Genomic DNA, 17,148 nt, shown 5'->3' with positions numbered 1-17,148 from the left:
CGCTATTCAGCCGAACCGGAATTCTCCTCTTTTTTCACCAAATACGTCCAGCTTTCCTTCTGTGTGACAAGGCCATCCTTCATCAATTTCCCGAGCGCACGCTTAAATGCAGATTTGCTGATGCCAAAGCGCTGCTTGATAATTTCGGGCGGTGTTTCATCGGAATAGGGCATTGCGCCGCCCGGCCGTTCCTTCAGGAACGCCAGCAGCCGGTCTGCATCATCGTTTCGTCCGATCTCTTTGCGCGGAACCATCGACAGATTCACCCGGCCGTCCTCGCGAATATGGCTCACCCGTACGCGCACCTCTTCACCTAGACGAAGAAGCCGCGTCCGCTCTGAGGCGTGGATCATGCCGATCGCTCCAAAGCCGACCACACCTCCGTCGACGATCACGAAGGTTCCCATCTGCAGCGGCTTGTATACCAGCGCCGTAAACCATTCGCCCATCCACGATTTCGGCGCGTGGAAGGCGAGTGGAGCGAGCTCCTGCTCACCCGCCAGCTTGGCGCGCAGCCTGCCTTGCTTATCATGCTCCATCGTTACGAATACATGATCACCCACCTGAGGATGCAGCTCTTTCATTTCGGGCAGCTCCCGGATCGGTAGCAGCAGCTGCCTTCCGAGTCCCATTTCCAGAAAACAGCCGAGCCGGGGATGAACGTCCGCCACCTCCAGCTTTGCCGTTTCACCAAGGGTAAGCAGCGGCTTTTTCATCGTTGCTGCCAAACGGTCTTCGGTATCGAAGAAGATGAATACCTCGACGGTATCCCCAGGAGCAATGCTCCCGGTCACTTCCGAATAGTGCAGCAGGACATCCCGGTCGCCGCCATCAAGAAAGTAGCCATAAGGCGAAACCTCCCTGGAAACCGTAAGCTGGACGATCGTGCCCGCGATCAAGCTCATACGTTCTCCACCACTTTGGCATCCGACCACAAGCGCTCAATGTTGTAATACTCGCGCTCGTCCCGGTGGAAGATATGGACGACAACATCCCCGATGTCCATCAGCACCCAGCGGGCAGCATCCATGCCTTCCAGTCCCCGAAGAGCTACGCCTTTATCATGGATCCGTTTGCGGATTTCCGTTGCAATTGCCTGAACCTGCGTATCCGAATTCCCGTGGCAAATAACAAAATAATCCGCCACAAGCGAGATGCCTCTCAGATCCAGAACGACCAAATCGTTCGCTTTCTTATCCTCTGCGGCCTCAACCGCTATATTTAACAATTCTTCCGGTTTTATCGTCATGAATTCGCCTCCAATTGCTTAATGAGATCGTTGCGGGCTAGCACCGTCAACGGAAAAATAATCTGTCTGCGTGACAGCAGATGTCCAATCGTCGAATCAAACCCGGCTGCGAGCGCCTCTTCAAGGCTATGGTTGGCCAGTTCCCGAATATTATTCACACCGGGGAAATCCCTCCCCGGCTCCACATAATCGGCCAGGCACACCACCTTGTCCAGCAGGCTCATCCCGACTCGGCCCGACGTGTGATAGCGGATAGCATCCAGCACCTCGGTGTCCGTTACCCCATAATCCCGCTCTGCGACGATCGCGCCCACTTCGGCATGCCACAGCTGCTTGTCATATTGGAGTAGCTCCGAGGACTCTCCCTGCTCCTCGAGCACCTCCCGAAGCTTCTCAACCGGCCAGTACTTGGCTACATCATGTAAAATCGCTGCCAAATCCGCTTTCTGGGGATCGGCCCCGAACCGGTTCGCCAAAATAACGGCCGTCTCCATAACGCCCTTCGTATGCTCCCAGCGCTTGGCCGGCATCTGGGAGGAGACGGCTTCGATCAAATCTTCACGGCTGTACACCATATATACCGCTCCTAACAATATAATCGTACACGCGATCCGGCACCATGTAGCGGATGGATCCGCCGGCGGCCGCCCGCTCCCGGATCATCGTGGATGAAATCTCGATCAGCGGCATTTCCGCGATCCTTACCACCCGTCTAAGAAAATCCGGCAGCGACTCTACGTTCAGCTTCGTCCCCGGACGGTTGACCCCGATGAACGTCAGCATTCCCGCTAGCTCCTCGATCCGGTTCCACTTCGGGAGATACTCCACCATATCCGCTCCGATGATAAACGAAAAATCGTGCTCGGGATACATCTCGCGAAGGGCCTTGATCGTATCGACCGTATAGGAAATGCCGCCGCGCTTGATTTCAAGGTCCAGCGTGCGGAAGGACGGGTGGCCGGCAACCGCCTCGGCTGTCATCTCCAGCCGCATCATCCCGGTGACGCCCGCATCCTCCTTATGCGGAGGAATATGGCTCGGCATGAACCACACTTCCTCCAGGCCATAAGCGACGCGCGCCGCCTCAGCCGCCAGCATATGTCCGATATGAACAGGGTCGAAGGTTCCCCCCATGATCCCCACTTTCATTCGGCTCACCTCCCCTAGTCAGAGGACTATGATACTCTGAACACCGATCTTGCTTTAAGGCAGTTCGATCGTCTTATGATCCTTCGATTCCTTATAGAGAACAATCGTCTTTCCGATGACTTGGACCAATTCGGCCCCGGCACCTTCGGCCAGCTCCTCAGCGATGTCGCGAGGATCCTCCAGGCAATTGTTGAGCACCGAGATTTTCAGCAGCTCCCGCTTCTCAATCGCTTCTTCGATGTGGCGGATCAAATGCTCATTGCTGCCGCCTTTGCCTACCTGGAACAGCGGGTCCAAATGATGGGCAAGCGAACGTAAGTGTCGTTTTTGCTTTCCTGTTAACATGCTTGGTCATTACCCCTTAATCATCATCTATACAAGCCTATCGCTTGTTTAAAAACTATATTGTAGCTTTAGCTTACCCATTAATCAATAAACAAAAGAATGAATCCTTATAGCAAGCTTGCGAGTACCGCTTCCTTCATCGCCTCCACCGGCGCCCTGAGGCCGGTCCAATATTCCAGGGCATAAGCCCCCTGATTAATGAACATGCCCAGTCCCCCGTGCACGGTGCAATTCCTCTGCTCGCTCTGCAGCAGCAGCTCGGTCTTCAGCGGATTATAGATCAGGTCGCTGACGACCGCCCCCTCAGGAATCCATTCCGGATGAACCGGCATTTCTGAAATTCGGGGGTGCATGCCGACTGAGGTCGTATTAATAATAACCTCAGCTCGCGAAAGCACTTCCTTCGCATGCTCTTCGCCGCAGCCGTGAAGCTCGGCCATCGTTCCCCATTCCTGCGCAAGCGCCTTGGCCTTGTCTTCGGTCCGGTTAATGATGGAGATCGATTCCGGCTGTTCGCCGATCAAGGCATAAATGATGCCTCGGGCAGCGCCGCCGGCGCCGAGCACCGCGATGCGCTTGCCCTTAAGATCCGGGCAAGCCTCCTCCTTCAGGGAGCGCACATACCCGATTCCGTCTGTATTGTAACCCGTCAGCCTGCCGTTATCGTTCACGATCGTGTTTACGGCGCCGATCCGGGCAGCGCCCTCGTCGATGGCATCCAAATACCGCATGACTTCCACCTTATGGGGAATCGTTACGTTCACTCCGCGAAATCCGAGCGTCTTGACCGACTCGATCGCATCCCCCAATCTTTCAGGCCGAATATGGAGCGGAATGTACGCCCCTTGGAGGTTTAATGCGGCAAGCGCCGCGTTATGCATGGCCGGCGATTTGGAATGGCCGATGGGATCCCCCATGACGCCGAGCTTCAAATAATCGGTGCCGGCTTGAGTTTCCTTCATTGTATTTCCCCCGTCTCTCCCGTGAGTAAACCGTCTTCAGTCATGAAGACGCGTTGACGACGCAATTAAATCAGCGAAGGACGAGCCAGCACCTTGACTCCCTTCGGCGCATGAACGGCCACTAGCGCTCCCTGGTCGCCATTGACCTTGATCCAGCCAAGGCCGGAAATGAACACATCGGTCCGGGAGCCTTTCGGGATCCGGATTTCATGCCTTGTCCATTCCGGCAGCTCGGCCAGCCTCTCGCGGGTCGGCGGAGAGAGCAGCTCGCCCGCATGCTCTTCGAACAACGTGTCCGCCCGTTCAAGCTTCGTCCGGTGAATGTTGAGCCTTCCGCTGATAAAACACGTGAACGATTGATGGACTCCCTGCACGAAATCAAAGCGGGCAAAGCCGCCGAAGAACAGGGTTTGGCCTTCATTCAGCTGGTAAACGGCCGGCTTCAGCGGATTTTCCGGCATGACCTCGCGCAGATCCTCCCGGCTCACGATTTCACTGTAACGCCAAGGGTACACGATGCCCGGAGTATCGATAATATCTCGTCCGTCATCCAGCGGAATATGGACCATATCCAGCGTGGTCCCCGGGTAGCGGGAGGTTGTCAGCTCCTGCTCCAAGTCGCTGTAGTCGCGTATTAAGCGGTTGATCAGACTGGACTTTCCGACATTGGTGGCACCGACGACATATACGTCCCGGTCTCCTCTGTGATAGGCAACCGTTTCAAGCAGCCGTTCAAAGCCCTGATTTTTCTTTGCGCTGCACAGAACGATGTCCTCCGTCTTTAACCCATGTTCCTTACATTGCTTCTGGACCCAATTCAGAACCTTATTCCAGTTGGTCACCTTCGGTAAAAGATCGGTTTTATTGACAGCCAGTATAACCGGATTATTTCCGACAAAACGCTGCAGTCCCGAAATCAGGCTCCCTTCGAAATCAAAAAGGTCCACAATATGAATGACAAGGGCATTCTTTCCGCCGATCTGCCCCAGCAAACGTAAAAATTCGTCCTGATCGACGGCAACCGAGGACGCTTCATTATAATTTTTGATTCGGAAGCAGCGCTGGCAGATGACCGGATCGCGCTCCCATGCCTTCTCCGGCAAATACCCCGGCTGATCCTGGGCCTCGCTTTGAAGCCGGATTCCGCAGCCGCTGCATTTCTTGATGTCTTCGCCTGTTGGCAAGGTCATGATTTCGGTTCCTCCTCAAGCCATAGTCCTTTTTTGCGCAGCCGGGTTAACGCGATCCGCTCCACCCGGCGGTTCACCATACGCGTAAACCAGCCCTCGTCGTTAATGGCGATGGGCATCACCAGAACCGTATATAGACCGAGCCGGTTTCCGCCGTATACGTCGGTCAGCATTTGATCGCCGACGACAATCGTTTTGTCCGCGGTCAGCTCCATCATCTTCATCGCCTTGCGGAACGGGGCATTGCTCGGCTTCCGGGCTTCATGCACATATTGGATATCGAGCGGTGTTGCGAATTTCGACACCCGTTCGAGCTGGTTGTTTGAAACGATGATCAGCTGGAAGCCGATCTCCTTCACTTTCTTAAACCAGTCCACGAGCTCCGGCGTGGCGAGCGGCGCTTTCGCACCGACGAGCGTATTGTCGAGATCCGTAATGATTCCGCGATATCCTTGCTCGTACAGCTCTTCCAGATCAATATCGAAAACCGTATTGACACGGAGCTTCGGAATTAGCATTTCAAACAATTTCGTCACCTCAATTTCATACGAAAAACTATACCATAATCCGGTTCCGTAGTAAAAATAATCACGAACAAAAGCACTTGAATCGCTGATGCCGAAATGTTCAGCAAAAGACCACCGTCATCCCACTAAAAAGGACTCGGGCGGCCTATGCATTTACCGTTGCCGGTTAAGATCAGAATAAGACCGTCTTCCGGGATCAAGCCCGTTGAAGGCAGGCATCCCTCTTCACATGGATAAGAACTGCCGAGCTCCTCTTTAAGCCAGACGAACCTTCCGAATCATTTTCTTGAGGACTTCCGCATCGGCTTGGACAAGACGCCACTGCTCCTCCGATACCTCTGCCGGACTATAGCGGGCTGTTTCGAACTGCTGCAGCAGCGGCTTCAGCTGCGGCTCCAGCAATGGATTGGCCTCGCTCCAGCGGCGAACCGACTCGCGCAGCGTCTCGCTGTCCTGACGGACCAATCCTTTCCGCTGCACCGACCGCAGCCATCGCTCGGTCTCCGCAATGACCTTGTCCGCAGCGGACAGCGGCTTCCCTGCACGGAGCCGCGCCCCGGCAAAGCGCAGATTAATGCGCATTCTCCACAGAATGTAAAAGATCCACAGCGCAATCACAACAGCTGCCGCAATGCCGATGCCTTTCCACCATCCGGAAGATTGATCATCCGATGCAGCGGCAGGTGTCGTCTCCGCCTCTTCCTGTTCCTCTTCTTCAACCTCTTCTTGAACCACTGGCTCAGCTTCAGGCTGACCTGTAAGGAGCGGCATACTAAAGCCAGGTGTCGCCTCAATCGGAATCCAGCCGTACTCGCCGAAGTAGACCTCGACCCATGAGTGCGCGTCGGCATTCGTTACCGTATAGGTCCCGCTGCTGACCGGACTCTGCCCGTCCATCGGGATGTATTCGCTGACTGAGCTGCTTCCGGGCGCATAGCCTTTTACCCAGCGTGCAGGGATATCCAGCGATCGGGTCATCATCACCATTGCGGTGGAGAAGTAATCGCAATAGCCCTCCCGGACTTCAAACAGGAAGCTGTCCACAAAATCCTCGCTTTGCTTGCGCGACAGATCAGGCGTATTGGTATATGAGTAGTTGCTCTGTAAGTATTGTTGCAGCAAAATGACCTTATCATACGGCGTTTCTGCCGATTCCGTGATTTGCTTGGCCAAATCGGTTACGCGGTCGGGAAAGTTTCTTGGGATCTGGAGATAGGCATCATCCACGGAACCGTTGTACAGTTGACTGTAGGTTTTGCCCCTAAGCTCTTCAAGTGGAATGACGGGAACCTCCGATACCAGCGTATAGCTTTTCGGGTAATCGCCGTTTCGTCCCCCCTGCAGATGCAGCTCAGCCCCTTCAGATACCCAGCTTAGACGCTCCGGATCGATAACCTCATCCAGCATTTGAACCTCATGGATCTTATAAGCTCCGAATAGGACCGGATACTCGGTATCGTTCAGCATCGTGACCGTTTGCTTCACGGTCTTGGTCGGCATGGAGCTTGCCTCCTCATCGGGAAGGCTCTCCCCGATCCCTACATCGGCCCCCGAGCGTCTTCCGCTCCGGTCGGCCCAGCCTGTTCCGGAGTAAACGGCCCTTGTCTCCCCGCGCCAATAACTGCGCTCCTCCGAGCTAACCGACATCACCGGGGAGTAATCAAAGTTGAAGCCGCTGCCCAGATCGTTATCGCCTCTTCCGTATCCGGACGAGCTCTCTACCGGAGTTTCGATCAAGGTACCGGTACCGCTCGTGCTGACGCCGGACAATGGCACTCCGCTCCATTCCCTCCATGCCGTATAAGGGTCGGTCAGCGTCGGATTGATGTGCGGCATATTGACACCGGCAACGATAATGAGCGAGAAGATGACGAGAATGTTGGCAATGATTTTAAACGGAGATCTCGATAAGTTAACCCATCCTTGCGGGAACCGTCTCCGAAAGCGGTTGAAGTGGTTCGTCACGAGCCAGCCCATGCCTGCTCCGGCTACCCATGCCGTCTCATCCCATAGAGTGACCTTCGTGAACGAATCCAGAACCGCAAGGCCGATCACGTTCAGTCCGACAACAAACAGAATGCGCCGTTTGGTCTTCGCCCAGAGAAATATAAAGACGAAAATTACCCACGCTGCAACAGCGAACCATAAATACGGGAATAAATACATCAATTCATCGGATAATACCGTATCCGGTCCGAATGAAGGCACCGGCATGCCGCCGGCTTCCAGCAGCTTAAACACGCTGTATAGAATCAATAGGAATTGCAATACAAGCCTAAACACCATCTTAAGGGGTATCAGCGCTTCAATCACCGCCGTAATGGTGATGGCGGCGATTACGATCGCCGTCGTCTCCGACAGCCAGATGGATTCCGTGAAGGATACCCATTGCATGCCGATGATCCAAATCCACAGCACCGTCAGCGTATTAAAAAATGTCGTTGACAGCTTATCAAGCCACAGCTTCAAGCGACTCCACCTCCCAACGCAGCAGGCAGCTCCTCAAGCGATGAGACGGAGTAACATGAAATCCCCCGCGACCTCAGGATCGAGATCGATTCATCGCGAAGCGGCTTGCCGCCGGGATTCATGATTTGCAGAAAGCATGGATTCATGCCCCTGGCTTCCACCCAGCGTAGGACTTCGGACGCCTCCCTGCCGCTCATCGGACTGATGAGCAGGAGCACGGCTCCCTGCGGGAAATGGCGGTAGGAGCGTTCTAGCTCTGCAATCAGGCTGCCCTTGCGGTTGTGATCCACATCGACCAAATGCTGAATCATGCGCATACGTTCCCCTGCCTGCTCCGTCGGAGGAAACAGCTTGCCTTCCTCTGTGGCCGTAAACAAACCCGTTCCCGCATGCTCCTTCGCACCATATTCAATCAGCGAAGCGGCAGCAGATACGGCAACCTCGAATTGCTGATCGCTCACATAAGCATTCTGGGCTCCATCCAGGACGATCAGCGTCTTGGGAAAGGATTCATGCTCGAACTCCTTGGATTTCCACGAACCGGTCTTCGCCGTCGCGTTCCAGTGAATCCGCGAAATCCGATCGCCATAAACATAATCGCGCACCCCATTAATTTGAGTCGTCTCCCGCCTTGAGGCAGATACTGTTGTATGCGTACCGCCGAGCCGGGATCTATGGATATTCCGGTTCCATTTCGGAATATAAACCGTCCTTGGGAGGACCCTAAATTCCGTGTTCACTTCGATCCGTCCCCGATGCTCCATGATGCCGAAGATATCCTCGCTGATACATTCCGTCCCGGCGAACGCATACCGCCCCCGCTCGAGAGGCGGAGTCTGGAATACGAGCACCCCGGCACCGCGCATGTTCGGGATAATGCTGTCTTCGAATGACCATGAATCGCCGTTATGTCTTTGCAGCACTTCCTTGACGACCAAATACGGCATCGGCAATAACCCGGGGACGTTCACATCGAGCCGAACGCGCACCTGCTCCCCGGCATGAAGCTGATCGCGGCGATCCCGGTCACCGAGAATGTTGCGCTTCGCCTTTACGCGCCTCACCCCGCCAAAGCCCGCTCCGATGACATATACGGATAAGAGGCTGACCATGGAAAAGAGCATGAGAGAGGTTTTCCCTCCTTGAAACAACACGTACAAAAGACATAAGCACCAAACCGTCAATACCGCTGCCAGTCTGGACGGCTGCATGCCATTTAGAAATACGGAAACGGCGCGCCGCATGCTTATCTCCCCATTTGAACAGGCACTTTAACCTGTCGCAAAATAAAGTCCAGCACCGATTCGGGCGTTGCATTATCGAGCCGTGCTTCCGGACGCAGCATAATCCGGTGTGAGAGGACGTAAGGGGCAAGCGTCTTCACATCATCAGGCAGCACGTAGTCACGCTGCTGAAGGAAGGCAAAGGCTTTGGCCGCATTCATGAAGGACAGCGTTGCCCGCGGGCTTGCGCCCAGCATGACGGAAGGGTGCTCCCGCGTTGAGCGGGTGATGTTCAACAAGTAATCGGCAACCGGTTCGCCGATAAATATGTCGCGAATCTCGCGCTGAATTGCGGAGACGGTATCCATATGCGTCACAGGCTTCAGCCTATCCGACAGCTGTCCGTCCTTCGAGGCATACATGAGCTGCTTCTCGGTTGCCGCATCGGGATATCCCAGGCTTAGCTTCAGCATGAAACGGTCAAGCTGCGCCTCCGGAAGCATATAGGTTCCCTCGAAATCAATCGGGTTCTGGGTGGCGCACAGCATGAACGGATGCGGAAGCTCATGCGTCTCCCCGTCCACGGTCACGCTGCGCTCTTCCATGACTTCAAGCAGAGCGGACTGCGTCTTCGTCGTGGCCCGGTTAATCTCATCTGCGAGCAAAATATTGGTCATGACAGGTCCCGGCCGGAAATAAAACATTTCATCTCGGGGGTGAAATACGGATACCCCTGTTATATCACTCGGAAGAATGTCCGGATTGCATTGAATACGCCGGTAATCTCCCTGCATGGATTTAGCCAGTGCTTTGATCAATTGCGTTTTTCCCGTTCCCGGTACGTCCTCGATCAGAACATGTCCACCAGCGAGCAGCGCCGTAAGGAGCAATTGGATCTCGAATTCTTTGCCTAGCAGGCACGACTCCAGATTGGATCGCACCGAGGAAATGATTTTCATGGATTCTTGGCTTACGGGCATGTATGACTAACCTCCTGTAAGGGAATAAATACTTAATTTAGTACTATTGTACATGATCGAGGTCGCAGAGTACATTCGCAGCCATATTTTGTTCCTTAACCAACGCCAGACTTGCTTTAAACAGCAAAAAACCCTGGTTGTTTAACCAGGGCAGCATAGATGTCTGAACAGCTATAACATTAGCCTTTTGGCCTCACCAAAAGCGCAGCAAGAAAAGAGAATATGATCGCCGAGGATATCCCTGCACTCGTTACTTCGAATATCCCCGTCACGACCCCGATCCAGCCGTCCCGCTCCAGCTCTGTCAAAGCTCCGTGAACCAGAGAGTTGCCGAAGCTGGTGATCGGAACCGAGGCTCCGGCTCCGGCAAATTTGACAAGCGGTTCATACAGGCCGAACCCGTCGGCAATTGCGCCGGCCACGACGAGGGTGCTCATCGTATGCGCAGGGGTCAGCTTTATAACATCCATCATGATTTGTCCGATAACGCAGATCAAACCGCCAATGATAAAAGCCCATAAAAACTGCATCAGTTGCTTCCTCCCGTCTCTATAGCTACTGCATGAGCAATGCACGGGATGCTCTCGCCTTGTTGGTATGACAGCGGCGACAACAGGGCACCCGTAGCAACGACCAGCACCTTGTTCAGTTCTCCTTTACGCATCCGGTTCAAGATATGGCCGTAAGTCACAACGGCTGAGCAGCCGCAGCCGCTGCCGCCGGCATTCACGTACTTCTGTTTTTCCAGATCGTAAATCATCAGACCGCAATCGGCAAAAACCGTGCCGTCCATGATGACATCGTTCTGCTTCAGAAGATCCTTGGCAATCGGCAGGCCGACGGATGCCAGGTCGCCGGTCACGATCAAATCATAATCCTTGGCTTGTCTGCCGGTATCTTTAAAATGCTTCGTAATCGTATCGGCCGCAGCGGGGGCCATGGCGGCTCCCATATTGAAGGGATCCTTGATGCCCAGGTCGACGACCTTCCCGATCGTGGCGTATGTGACGCGCGGTCCGTCCCCCTCGCTGGAGACGACGGAGCAGCCTGCTCCCGTTATGGTGTACTGGGCGTACGGAGGCTTTTGCGAGCCGTATTCGGTCGGATAACGGAACTGCTTCTCCACCGTACAGTTATGGCTCGCCGTGCCTGCCATCACATATTTCGCGGAGCCCGAATCCACGATCATCGAAGCGACCGCAAGGCTCTCCATGGAGGTGGAGCAGGCGCCGAAAACGCCGAGATACGGAACGCCAAGCTGCCTTGCTGCGAAGGAGCTGCTGATAATTTGGTTCATTAGGTCTCCGCCTACAAAGAACTGAAGCTGATCCTCCTTAATCCCGGCCTTCTCCGCAGCTTTCCGTGAAGCGTCCTCCAGCAGCTTACGTTCCGCCTTCTCCCATGTTTTCTCATTGATCTCGATGTTGTCGTATATATAATCGAAGTCTTCCGCCAGCGGCCCCTCTCCCTCTTCAGGTCCGACAATCGTACCGGTGCCGATAATGACCGGTTTGTTCTCGAACTGCCACGTTTGACCGATGATCTTCATCTCGCGTTACCTCCCCCCGATGCCGAGCACGGCGTATATGATGCCGATAATAAACGCCGCAACGGTACCGAACACGATCACGGAGCCGGCAAGCTTAAACATGCTAGCTCCCACTCCAAGGACCAGTCCCTCTGCCCGGTGCTCCAAAGCGGCCGAACACATGGAGTTGGCAAAACCCGTAACCGGCACCGCGCTTCCCGCACCGGCCCATTGGGCAATTTTGTCGTATACGCCAAAGCTGGTCAAAATGACGGAAATGATAATAAGAACGGCCACCGTCGGGTTGCTCGCTTCCTTCGTGCTCATATCGAACACGGTCATGAAAAAGCGCTGAATGCATTGACCGATCAAACAGATGAGGCCTCCGACCAAAAAGGCGCGTATACAGTTTTTAAATACGGCGCGGGGAGGCTCATGCTTCTTCGCAATCGCCTGATATTCGGCCGAGCTCATGGTACTGATATCAGACTTGGGCTTTTGGTTGTTGGAACCGGACATTTGGTTACACCTCCGCTGAATATTTAAGTATGGATTCTTCAACCAGCCTCGGAAAGCCATTATGGATATCACTCGATAATCATTATGCTTTGAACGAACTTCCTTTATGTTTGGAAAATCATCCTTAATGCAAAAGCCGCGCGGTGTCATGCTGTTTTGAACGATTCCGTCATCAGGGCGCAAACGGCCGCCACGGTGGTACGGCTCTCATGGGCAAGCATAAATGCAAAAAGACAGCCTTCCGTAACCGGAAAGCTGCCGATCGTAGTTGCTTGATTGAATTTAGCATAAATGTACCGTAACCATTTCGCCCATTAAATCAAAAAGTAATTCAGCAATATGACGAGCAGTATGAAAAGAATGATAATGAGCAGAAACTCGCCGAATTCAGCTTGCCGGCCGTACGATCCCACCCCGTATTCGCCCATATTTCTTCGCCCTTCCCCTGTCCATGACTCATTGACATGTTTTATTCCAGCGTATTCTTCGGGAATCATTTGGTGCTTGGACGATCTATTTTTCCTGAGCAAGCCGCGATTGTTTCATAGCTTGTAATGTAGACTTTTGCGGTATATAGGGGCATACTAAATAGGATGAACTCATACATACCTTTTTCCAAAGGAGCGAATAGCCTATGAATGAATCTACACGCGAATTGTTTCGGACGCTTACTGAATTTCCGGCTGCGCCGGGCTTTGAAAGAGAGCTGCGCGCTTGGGTAAAAAATGCACTCTCCCCATATACCGAAGAATTTGTACAGGATCGGCTCGGCAGCCTGTTTGCTGTACTGCGCGGGAACGACGAAGGTCCGAGAGTCATGGTCGCCGGGCATATGGATGAGGTCGGCTTCATGGTAACCGGCATTACGGAAGCGGGCATGGTGCGCTTTCAGCCGCTGGGCGGCTGGTGGAGCCAGGCCGTTCTGGCTCAGCGCCTGCAGATTATTACCGACAACGGGCCGATTATCGGGGTCGTCGGCTCCATCCCGACCCACCTGCTGGACGAAGCACAGCGCAGCAAGCCGGTCGATATCAAATCCATGTATATCGACATCGGCGCGGACAACAAAGCGGAGGCGGAATCGTTCGGCATCCGTCCGGGGCAGCAGATCGTGCCGATCTGCGAATTTACTCCGCTGGCCAATCCAAAAAAAATCATGGCTAAGGCATGGGATAACCGATACGGCGTCGGCCTGGCCATCGAGCTCGTTCAAGCTCTTCACGGAGAGAAGCTTCCGAATACGGTTTATGCCGGAGCCACCGTTCAAGAAGAGCTCGGACTTCGCGGCGCGCGGACTGCAGCCAACTTGATCCAGCCCGACATTTTCTTCGGCCTTGATGCAAGCGCGGCAAACGATATGATGGGCGACAAGAGCCAATTCGGCCAGCTCGGACAAGGGGCCTTGCTCCGCATCTTCGATCCGACGATGCTGACGCATCGCGGCATGGTGGAATACGTGCAGGATACGGCAGAGACGAATAAGATCAAATATCAGTACTTCGTATCGCCGGGCGGAACGGATGCCGGGCAAGTTCACTTAAGCGGCATCGGGGTTCCATCTACGATCATCGGCATTTGCTCCCGGTATATCCATACCTCGTCGTCCATCATCCACACGGATGACTACGAAGCAGCCAAGGAGCTTCTGATCAAGCTGGTAAAAGGGCTCGACCGGACGACCCTCCAAACGATTCTGGACCGGGCTTAACCGTAAACGGACTAACTAAATCAAAAGGGATAAAGCCAGCCTCCACTAAACGGGACTGACCCCATAGCGTAAGGCAAATTAAACACCTTCAAGAGAAGGATCCGTGTCGAAAGATATGGGGACAATCTTGGAGGTGTTTTTGCGTTGGCAAGAATCTGCTGTCCGGTGAAATTGGGAAGAAACATTGAAATGTGCCTGGCTGGCTGGTATTACAGTGAGAGAAAGAGAAGTCATGGGGCAATTGAACATGCGAAATAGGAGACAAGCGGAAGACCTGGAGAGTTGGCGTAGTGGTCCATGGAACCGGTGACAGTCCAATGTCGGCAAGCCGTTCTTCCTGTCCATTGCCGAGTGCAGGAGAAGTTCATATGTATCAGCATTTCCAAAGCAAGATCGGATCAGATGGATGAAGGAGTTCATGTTATAGTGGAGGAAGTAAAGCGCGAGTTCGGAAATCGCTGGTAAATATCATATCTTGGTCGAAGGGAGCGAGGCTTATCATGGAGCATAAGGAAAAAGTGTACAACACCGCGGTGGAAGCGACGCTGGAGGTCATCGGCGGAAAGTGGAAACCGGTCATTCTTTTTCATCTTACTTTCGGGAAAAGACGCAATAGCGAATTGTTAAGCCTGATTCCCCAAATCACCCAGAAAATGCTGACACAGCATCTGCGTGAGCTGGAAGAGGAGGGCATTATCGTACGTAAAATTTATAATCAGGTTCCGCCCAAGGTGGAGTATGAACTGAGCGAGTATGGCTGGAGCTTAAAGGAAATTCTGCATCTGATGTGCCGATGGGGAGATGCTCATATCGAGCGAAAATACGGCGAGTCCGCAACCGTTCTGGAAAAGCCGCTGCTTGAGGAATCGCATTAACAAGCAGAACAGAGCCGGCTAATATAGCCGGCTCTCTTGTGCAATCCGAAAACGGAATTACCGTTCATGTTCTGGTTGTGACGAGGTGAACGGAAGAAGCGCTCTCGGCTGCCTTGTTTCGGGAGCTTCAGTTACTGCCCGGTGTTTATGGAATGACCTTGCGACGCCGGAGCTCGTCAAAGATATTCAGGAACATGGCTTCCGTATCGACATACTCATGAAAACCGAAGCGGCGGGCCTTTGAGCCGTCCGCAAAGAAATCATAGTCCCAGGAGAACACGAAATCGCCGAATTTCCAGGATGAGACCTCTTGGTAAGAGTGCTTCGCAAGCCCATGCTTCTCAACCATGCGATTCCAGACCGGCTCCTTATCTGCCATGACCGTTTCCAGATTCATCTGCAGAGGCGGTGCGGTTTCCATCTCGAAATACTGCGCAATCTTCGGCCATAACTCGTTCCACCGGAACAGGTCCCCGTTCGCAATATTGAAGGCTTGATTGGCGCAGCGTTCATCGGTTGCCGCCCAAACGGTCGCCTTGGCAAGCAGACCGGCATCGGTCATCTCCAGCAGGCTGTGATAGGCTCCCGGCTTACCGGGAAAACGCAGGGGAATGCCAAGCTCTTTCGAAATCGACGCATATACGGCAATGACCATGGCCAGATTCATCGGGTTTCCAAGAGCGAAACCGCTGACAACGGAGGGACGCAGCGCTGACCAGGTCCAAGCTTTGCCCTTCTGCCGTTCCTCGAGGAAGTTCTGCTGATCGATATTGAATTCCGGCGGCATATGGTTCGCATCCGTCTCCCGGGCCGGCGTCTTGAATGGACCGAGATGAGCGCCGTACACTTTGTAGCCCTGCATTAGGCTTACATGCTGCAGGTTAGCGGCAACGGGCTCGATCGCTTCCACGACATGGACGAGCATGGCCAAATTCGGCGCGACGAGCTCGGCCCACGTCGGCCGATCCTGGTATGCCGCATAGAAAATATGCGTCACTTCGGTCAAGCCGCTTAATTTGGCGGCCGTATCCTCCCGGTCCAGCAGGTCGGCCGATACATAACGAACGCGGTTCGTGGACTCCCCGCCTCGGCGCGATACGCCGATGATATCCCAGTCGGGAAGCGTCGCAAGGTACTCGATGAGGTTGCGGCCAATCACCCCGTTGGCCCCTACAACCAAAGCCGTTTTTAGCGAATGATGTGAACGTTGATCCGTATTCATATAAGCGCATCTCCTAACGTCATGTATTGATTAATGTCATTTTGCACGTTAGGGTTCTGCTTGAGAAGTACGCACTTTGAAGTGATGTAATTACTTTTTGGTAACGTTTAAGCAGTACCAGCCCTTTTAGCTAAGAAATATGTTGACTTAAGCTTTCCCCAAGACCCGCTCCAGAAAGAGTACCGCTTCCCTCTTTTGATACTCATTCACCTCATGCCCGGAGAACGGATAATCCCGTATTTCCTTAGGTGCCTCAATCCGGTTATAAGCTGCGTAGATGGTCTCCGGCATGCATACCGTATCCTTCCAGCCGACAGAAACCATGACCGGCGCTTTGATTCTTGGGGCAAGATTCAGGATGTCGAAATGAGCCAGATGATACAGAATAGGATCCAGCAGATCCGGATAACGCTTGATATACTGGGCGATTTCCGTCAATGAGCTGGCCGAGTGCAGCACCCCGTAATCCATTCTGCACAGATTCGGAATGTCGGCCACGATTGCCGCCACCTTCGGATGCAATGCCCCGGCAAGGAGCGCAAGGCCGCCTCCCTGGCTTCCCCCGACGACGGCGATTTTGGCAGGATCTACCCCAGGCTGTGCCAGGGCAGCATCGACGGCTCTTACGGTATCGATGGCCATCGCCATATAGTAGGATCGATGAATGTCGGTAATGCCCTGGGATACCCAGCCCTTCACGACGCCGCCATCCAGGGGCAGCAGATTTCCCGTCTCTCCGCTCTGGCCCCGGACATCAGCTGCCAGCACGGAATAGCCGAGCATCAGCCAATGGGCATATCGCTCCGGAAGCCCTCGGTCTCCGGAATATCCAGGAAAGGTAATGACGCAAGGCCGTTTGGACGATTCATTGGAATCCGCAGGCGTTATGTACCAGGCATGGATCGGTGTCTGGTCAAAGCCGCGGTATGTCACCTTGGACACCTTCATATGGGGATACGGCGTTTCTTCCGGCTCACTATCGATTTGAAGCGGCGAGCCTGCGTATACATGGAGATAATGATCCCAGAATCGATTCAGCTCGTCCTCGTTCATCGTCGGTTCGGGACGGCAGTTGTTAAGTTCCCTCTTGCGAATCTGTATGGTATTCATTGGTTTGGTTGTTCGTCTCCTTTACCGTCGCTTGTTTCACGATTCATCGTTTACTGTACGATCGTCCCGATTGATATGCGCCCCAGTGAAAT

The 17,148-nt window shown here is 53.8% G+C and carries 18 protein-coding genes; 2 read left to right on the top strand and 16 right to left on the bottom strand.

The features are described from left to right. Nucleotides 1–2: 2 nt before the first annotated feature. The 14 genes from J2Z18_RS20525 to spoVAC form a co-directional block, all read right to left on the bottom strand. Nucleotides 3–905 (bottom strand): CvfB family protein, encoded by a 903-nt coding sequence (locus J2Z18_RS20525; protein ID WP_210095247.1) that lies wholly within the window; start codon nt 903–905, stop codon nt 3–5. Next, nucleotides 902–1,249 (bottom strand): ribosome silencing factor, encoded by a 348-nt coding sequence (gene rsfS, locus J2Z18_RS20520; RefSeq protein ID WP_007129364.1) that lies wholly within the window; start codon nt 1,247–1,249, stop codon nt 902–904. The genes J2Z18_RS20525 and rsfS overlap by 4 nt, the downstream gene beginning before the upstream one ends. Beyond that, nucleotides 1,246–1,824 carry a bis(5'-nucleosyl)-tetraphosphatase (symmetrical) YqeK gene (gene yqeK / locus J2Z18_RS20515; RefSeq protein ID WP_210095246.1) on the bottom strand — a complete coding sequence of 193 codons (579 nt, stop codon included), beginning with the start codon at nt 1,822–1,824 and terminating at the stop codon, nt 1,246–1,248. The genes rsfS and yqeK overlap by 4 nt, the downstream gene beginning before the upstream one ends. Further along, nucleotides 1,808–2,398 (bottom strand): nicotinate-nucleotide adenylyltransferase, encoded by a 591-nt coding sequence (locus J2Z18_RS20510; RefSeq protein WP_007129362.1) that lies wholly within the window; start codon nt 2,396–2,398, stop codon nt 1,808–1,810. The genes yqeK and J2Z18_RS20510 overlap by 17 nt, the downstream gene beginning before the upstream one ends. Before the next feature lie 54 nt (nt 2,399–2,452). Then, nucleotides 2,453–2,743: a ribosome assembly RNA-binding protein YhbY gene (yhbY, locus tag J2Z18_RS20505; RefSeq protein WP_007129361.1), complete on the bottom strand. Its 291-nt coding sequence runs from the start codon at nt 2,741–2,743 to the stop codon at nt 2,453–2,455. A 107-nt stretch (nt 2,744–2,850) separates the two neighbouring features. Further along, nucleotides 2,851–3,705, bottom strand: a complete 855-nt coding sequence (gene aroE, locus J2Z18_RS20500; RefSeq protein WP_007129360.1) for a shikimate dehydrogenase — start codon at nt 3,703–3,705, stop codon at nt 2,851–2,853. Between the two features lie 65 nt (nt 3,706–3,770). Then, nucleotides 3,771–4,895 carry a ribosome biogenesis GTPase YqeH gene (gene yqeH / locus J2Z18_RS20495; protein ID WP_210095245.1) on the bottom strand — a complete coding sequence of 375 codons (1,125 nt, stop codon included), beginning with the start codon at nt 4,893–4,895 and terminating at the stop codon, nt 3,771–3,773. Then, entirely contained in the window at nt 4,892–5,422 is a 531-nt protein-coding gene (locus tag J2Z18_RS20490) for a YqeG family HAD IIIA-type phosphatase (protein WP_007129358.1), read from the bottom strand. Before J2Z18_RS20490 ends, yqeH begins: the two co-directional genes overlap by 4 nt. 255 nt (nt 5,423–5,677) lie before the next feature. Beyond that, nucleotides 5,678–7,891 carry a transglutaminase TgpA family protein gene (locus J2Z18_RS20485; protein ID WP_210095244.1) on the bottom strand — a complete coding sequence of 738 codons (2,214 nt, stop codon included), beginning with the start codon at nt 7,889–7,891 and terminating at the stop codon, nt 5,678–5,680. Further along, a complete protein-coding gene (locus J2Z18_RS20480) occupies nt 7,888–9,135 on the bottom strand; it encodes a DUF58 domain-containing protein (protein ID WP_210095243.1) in 1,248 nt (415 codons plus the stop codon). Before J2Z18_RS20480 ends, J2Z18_RS20485 begins: the two co-directional genes overlap by 4 nt. 2 nt (nt 9,136–9,137) lie before the next feature. Continuing rightward, nucleotides 9,138–10,094: an AAA family ATPase gene (locus J2Z18_RS20475; RefSeq protein WP_007129355.1), complete on the bottom strand. Its 957-nt coding sequence runs from the start codon at nt 10,092–10,094 to the stop codon at nt 9,138–9,140. 179 nt (nt 10,095–10,273) lie between these two features. Further along, nucleotides 10,274–10,624: a stage V sporulation protein AE gene (gene spoVAE / locus J2Z18_RS20470; protein ID WP_007129354.1), complete on the bottom strand. Its 351-nt coding sequence runs from the start codon at nt 10,622–10,624 to the stop codon at nt 10,274–10,276. After that, complete coding sequence (spoVAD, locus tag J2Z18_RS20465; RefSeq protein ID WP_007129353.1) at nt 10,624–11,643, bottom strand: stage V sporulation protein AD; 1,020 nt, start codon at nt 11,641–11,643, stop codon at nt 10,624–10,626. The genes spoVAE and spoVAD overlap by 1 nt, the downstream gene beginning before the upstream one ends. A 6-nt stretch (nt 11,644–11,649) precedes the next feature. Continuing rightward, nucleotides 11,650–12,141, bottom strand: a complete 492-nt coding sequence (gene spoVAC / locus J2Z18_RS20460) for a stage V sporulation protein AC (RefSeq protein ID WP_007129352.1) — start codon at nt 12,139–12,141, stop codon at nt 11,650–11,652. 634 nt (nt 12,142–12,775) lie between these two features. Here spoVAC and J2Z18_RS20455 point away from each other — a divergent pair. Further along, nucleotides 12,776–13,849: a M42 family metallopeptidase gene (locus tag J2Z18_RS20455; protein WP_028404355.1), complete on the top strand. Its 1,074-nt coding sequence runs from the start codon at nt 12,776–12,778 to the stop codon at nt 13,847–13,849. Nucleotides 13,850–14,349: 500 nt separating this feature from the next. Beyond that, nucleotides 14,350–14,724, top strand: a complete 375-nt coding sequence (locus J2Z18_RS20450) for a winged helix-turn-helix transcriptional regulator (protein ID WP_028404356.1) — start codon at nt 14,350–14,352, stop codon at nt 14,722–14,724. Between the two features lie 145 nt (nt 14,725–14,869). Here the strand turns inward: J2Z18_RS20450 and J2Z18_RS20445 are convergent, their stop codons facing one another. Further along, nucleotides 14,870–15,946 carry an SDR family oxidoreductase gene (locus J2Z18_RS20445; protein WP_210095242.1) on the bottom strand — a complete coding sequence of 359 codons (1,077 nt, stop codon included), beginning with the start codon at nt 15,944–15,946 and terminating at the stop codon, nt 14,870–14,872. Between the two features lie 147 nt (nt 15,947–16,093). Further along, nucleotides 16,094–17,056 carry an acetylxylan esterase gene (locus tag J2Z18_RS20440; protein WP_007129346.1) on the bottom strand — a complete coding sequence of 321 codons (963 nt, stop codon included), beginning with the start codon at nt 17,054–17,056 and terminating at the stop codon, nt 16,094–16,096. Nucleotides 17,057–17,148 lie beyond the last annotated feature (92 nt).

It is taken from the genome of Paenibacillus lactis (assembly GCF_017873605.1).
Taxonomy (GTDB): Bacteria; Bacillota; Bacilli; order Paenibacillales; family Paenibacillaceae; genus Paenibacillus_AQ; species Paenibacillus_AQ lactis.
Note: the sequence above shows the minus strand (reverse complement) of the source record. Positions and strands in the feature narration are given on the sequence as shown.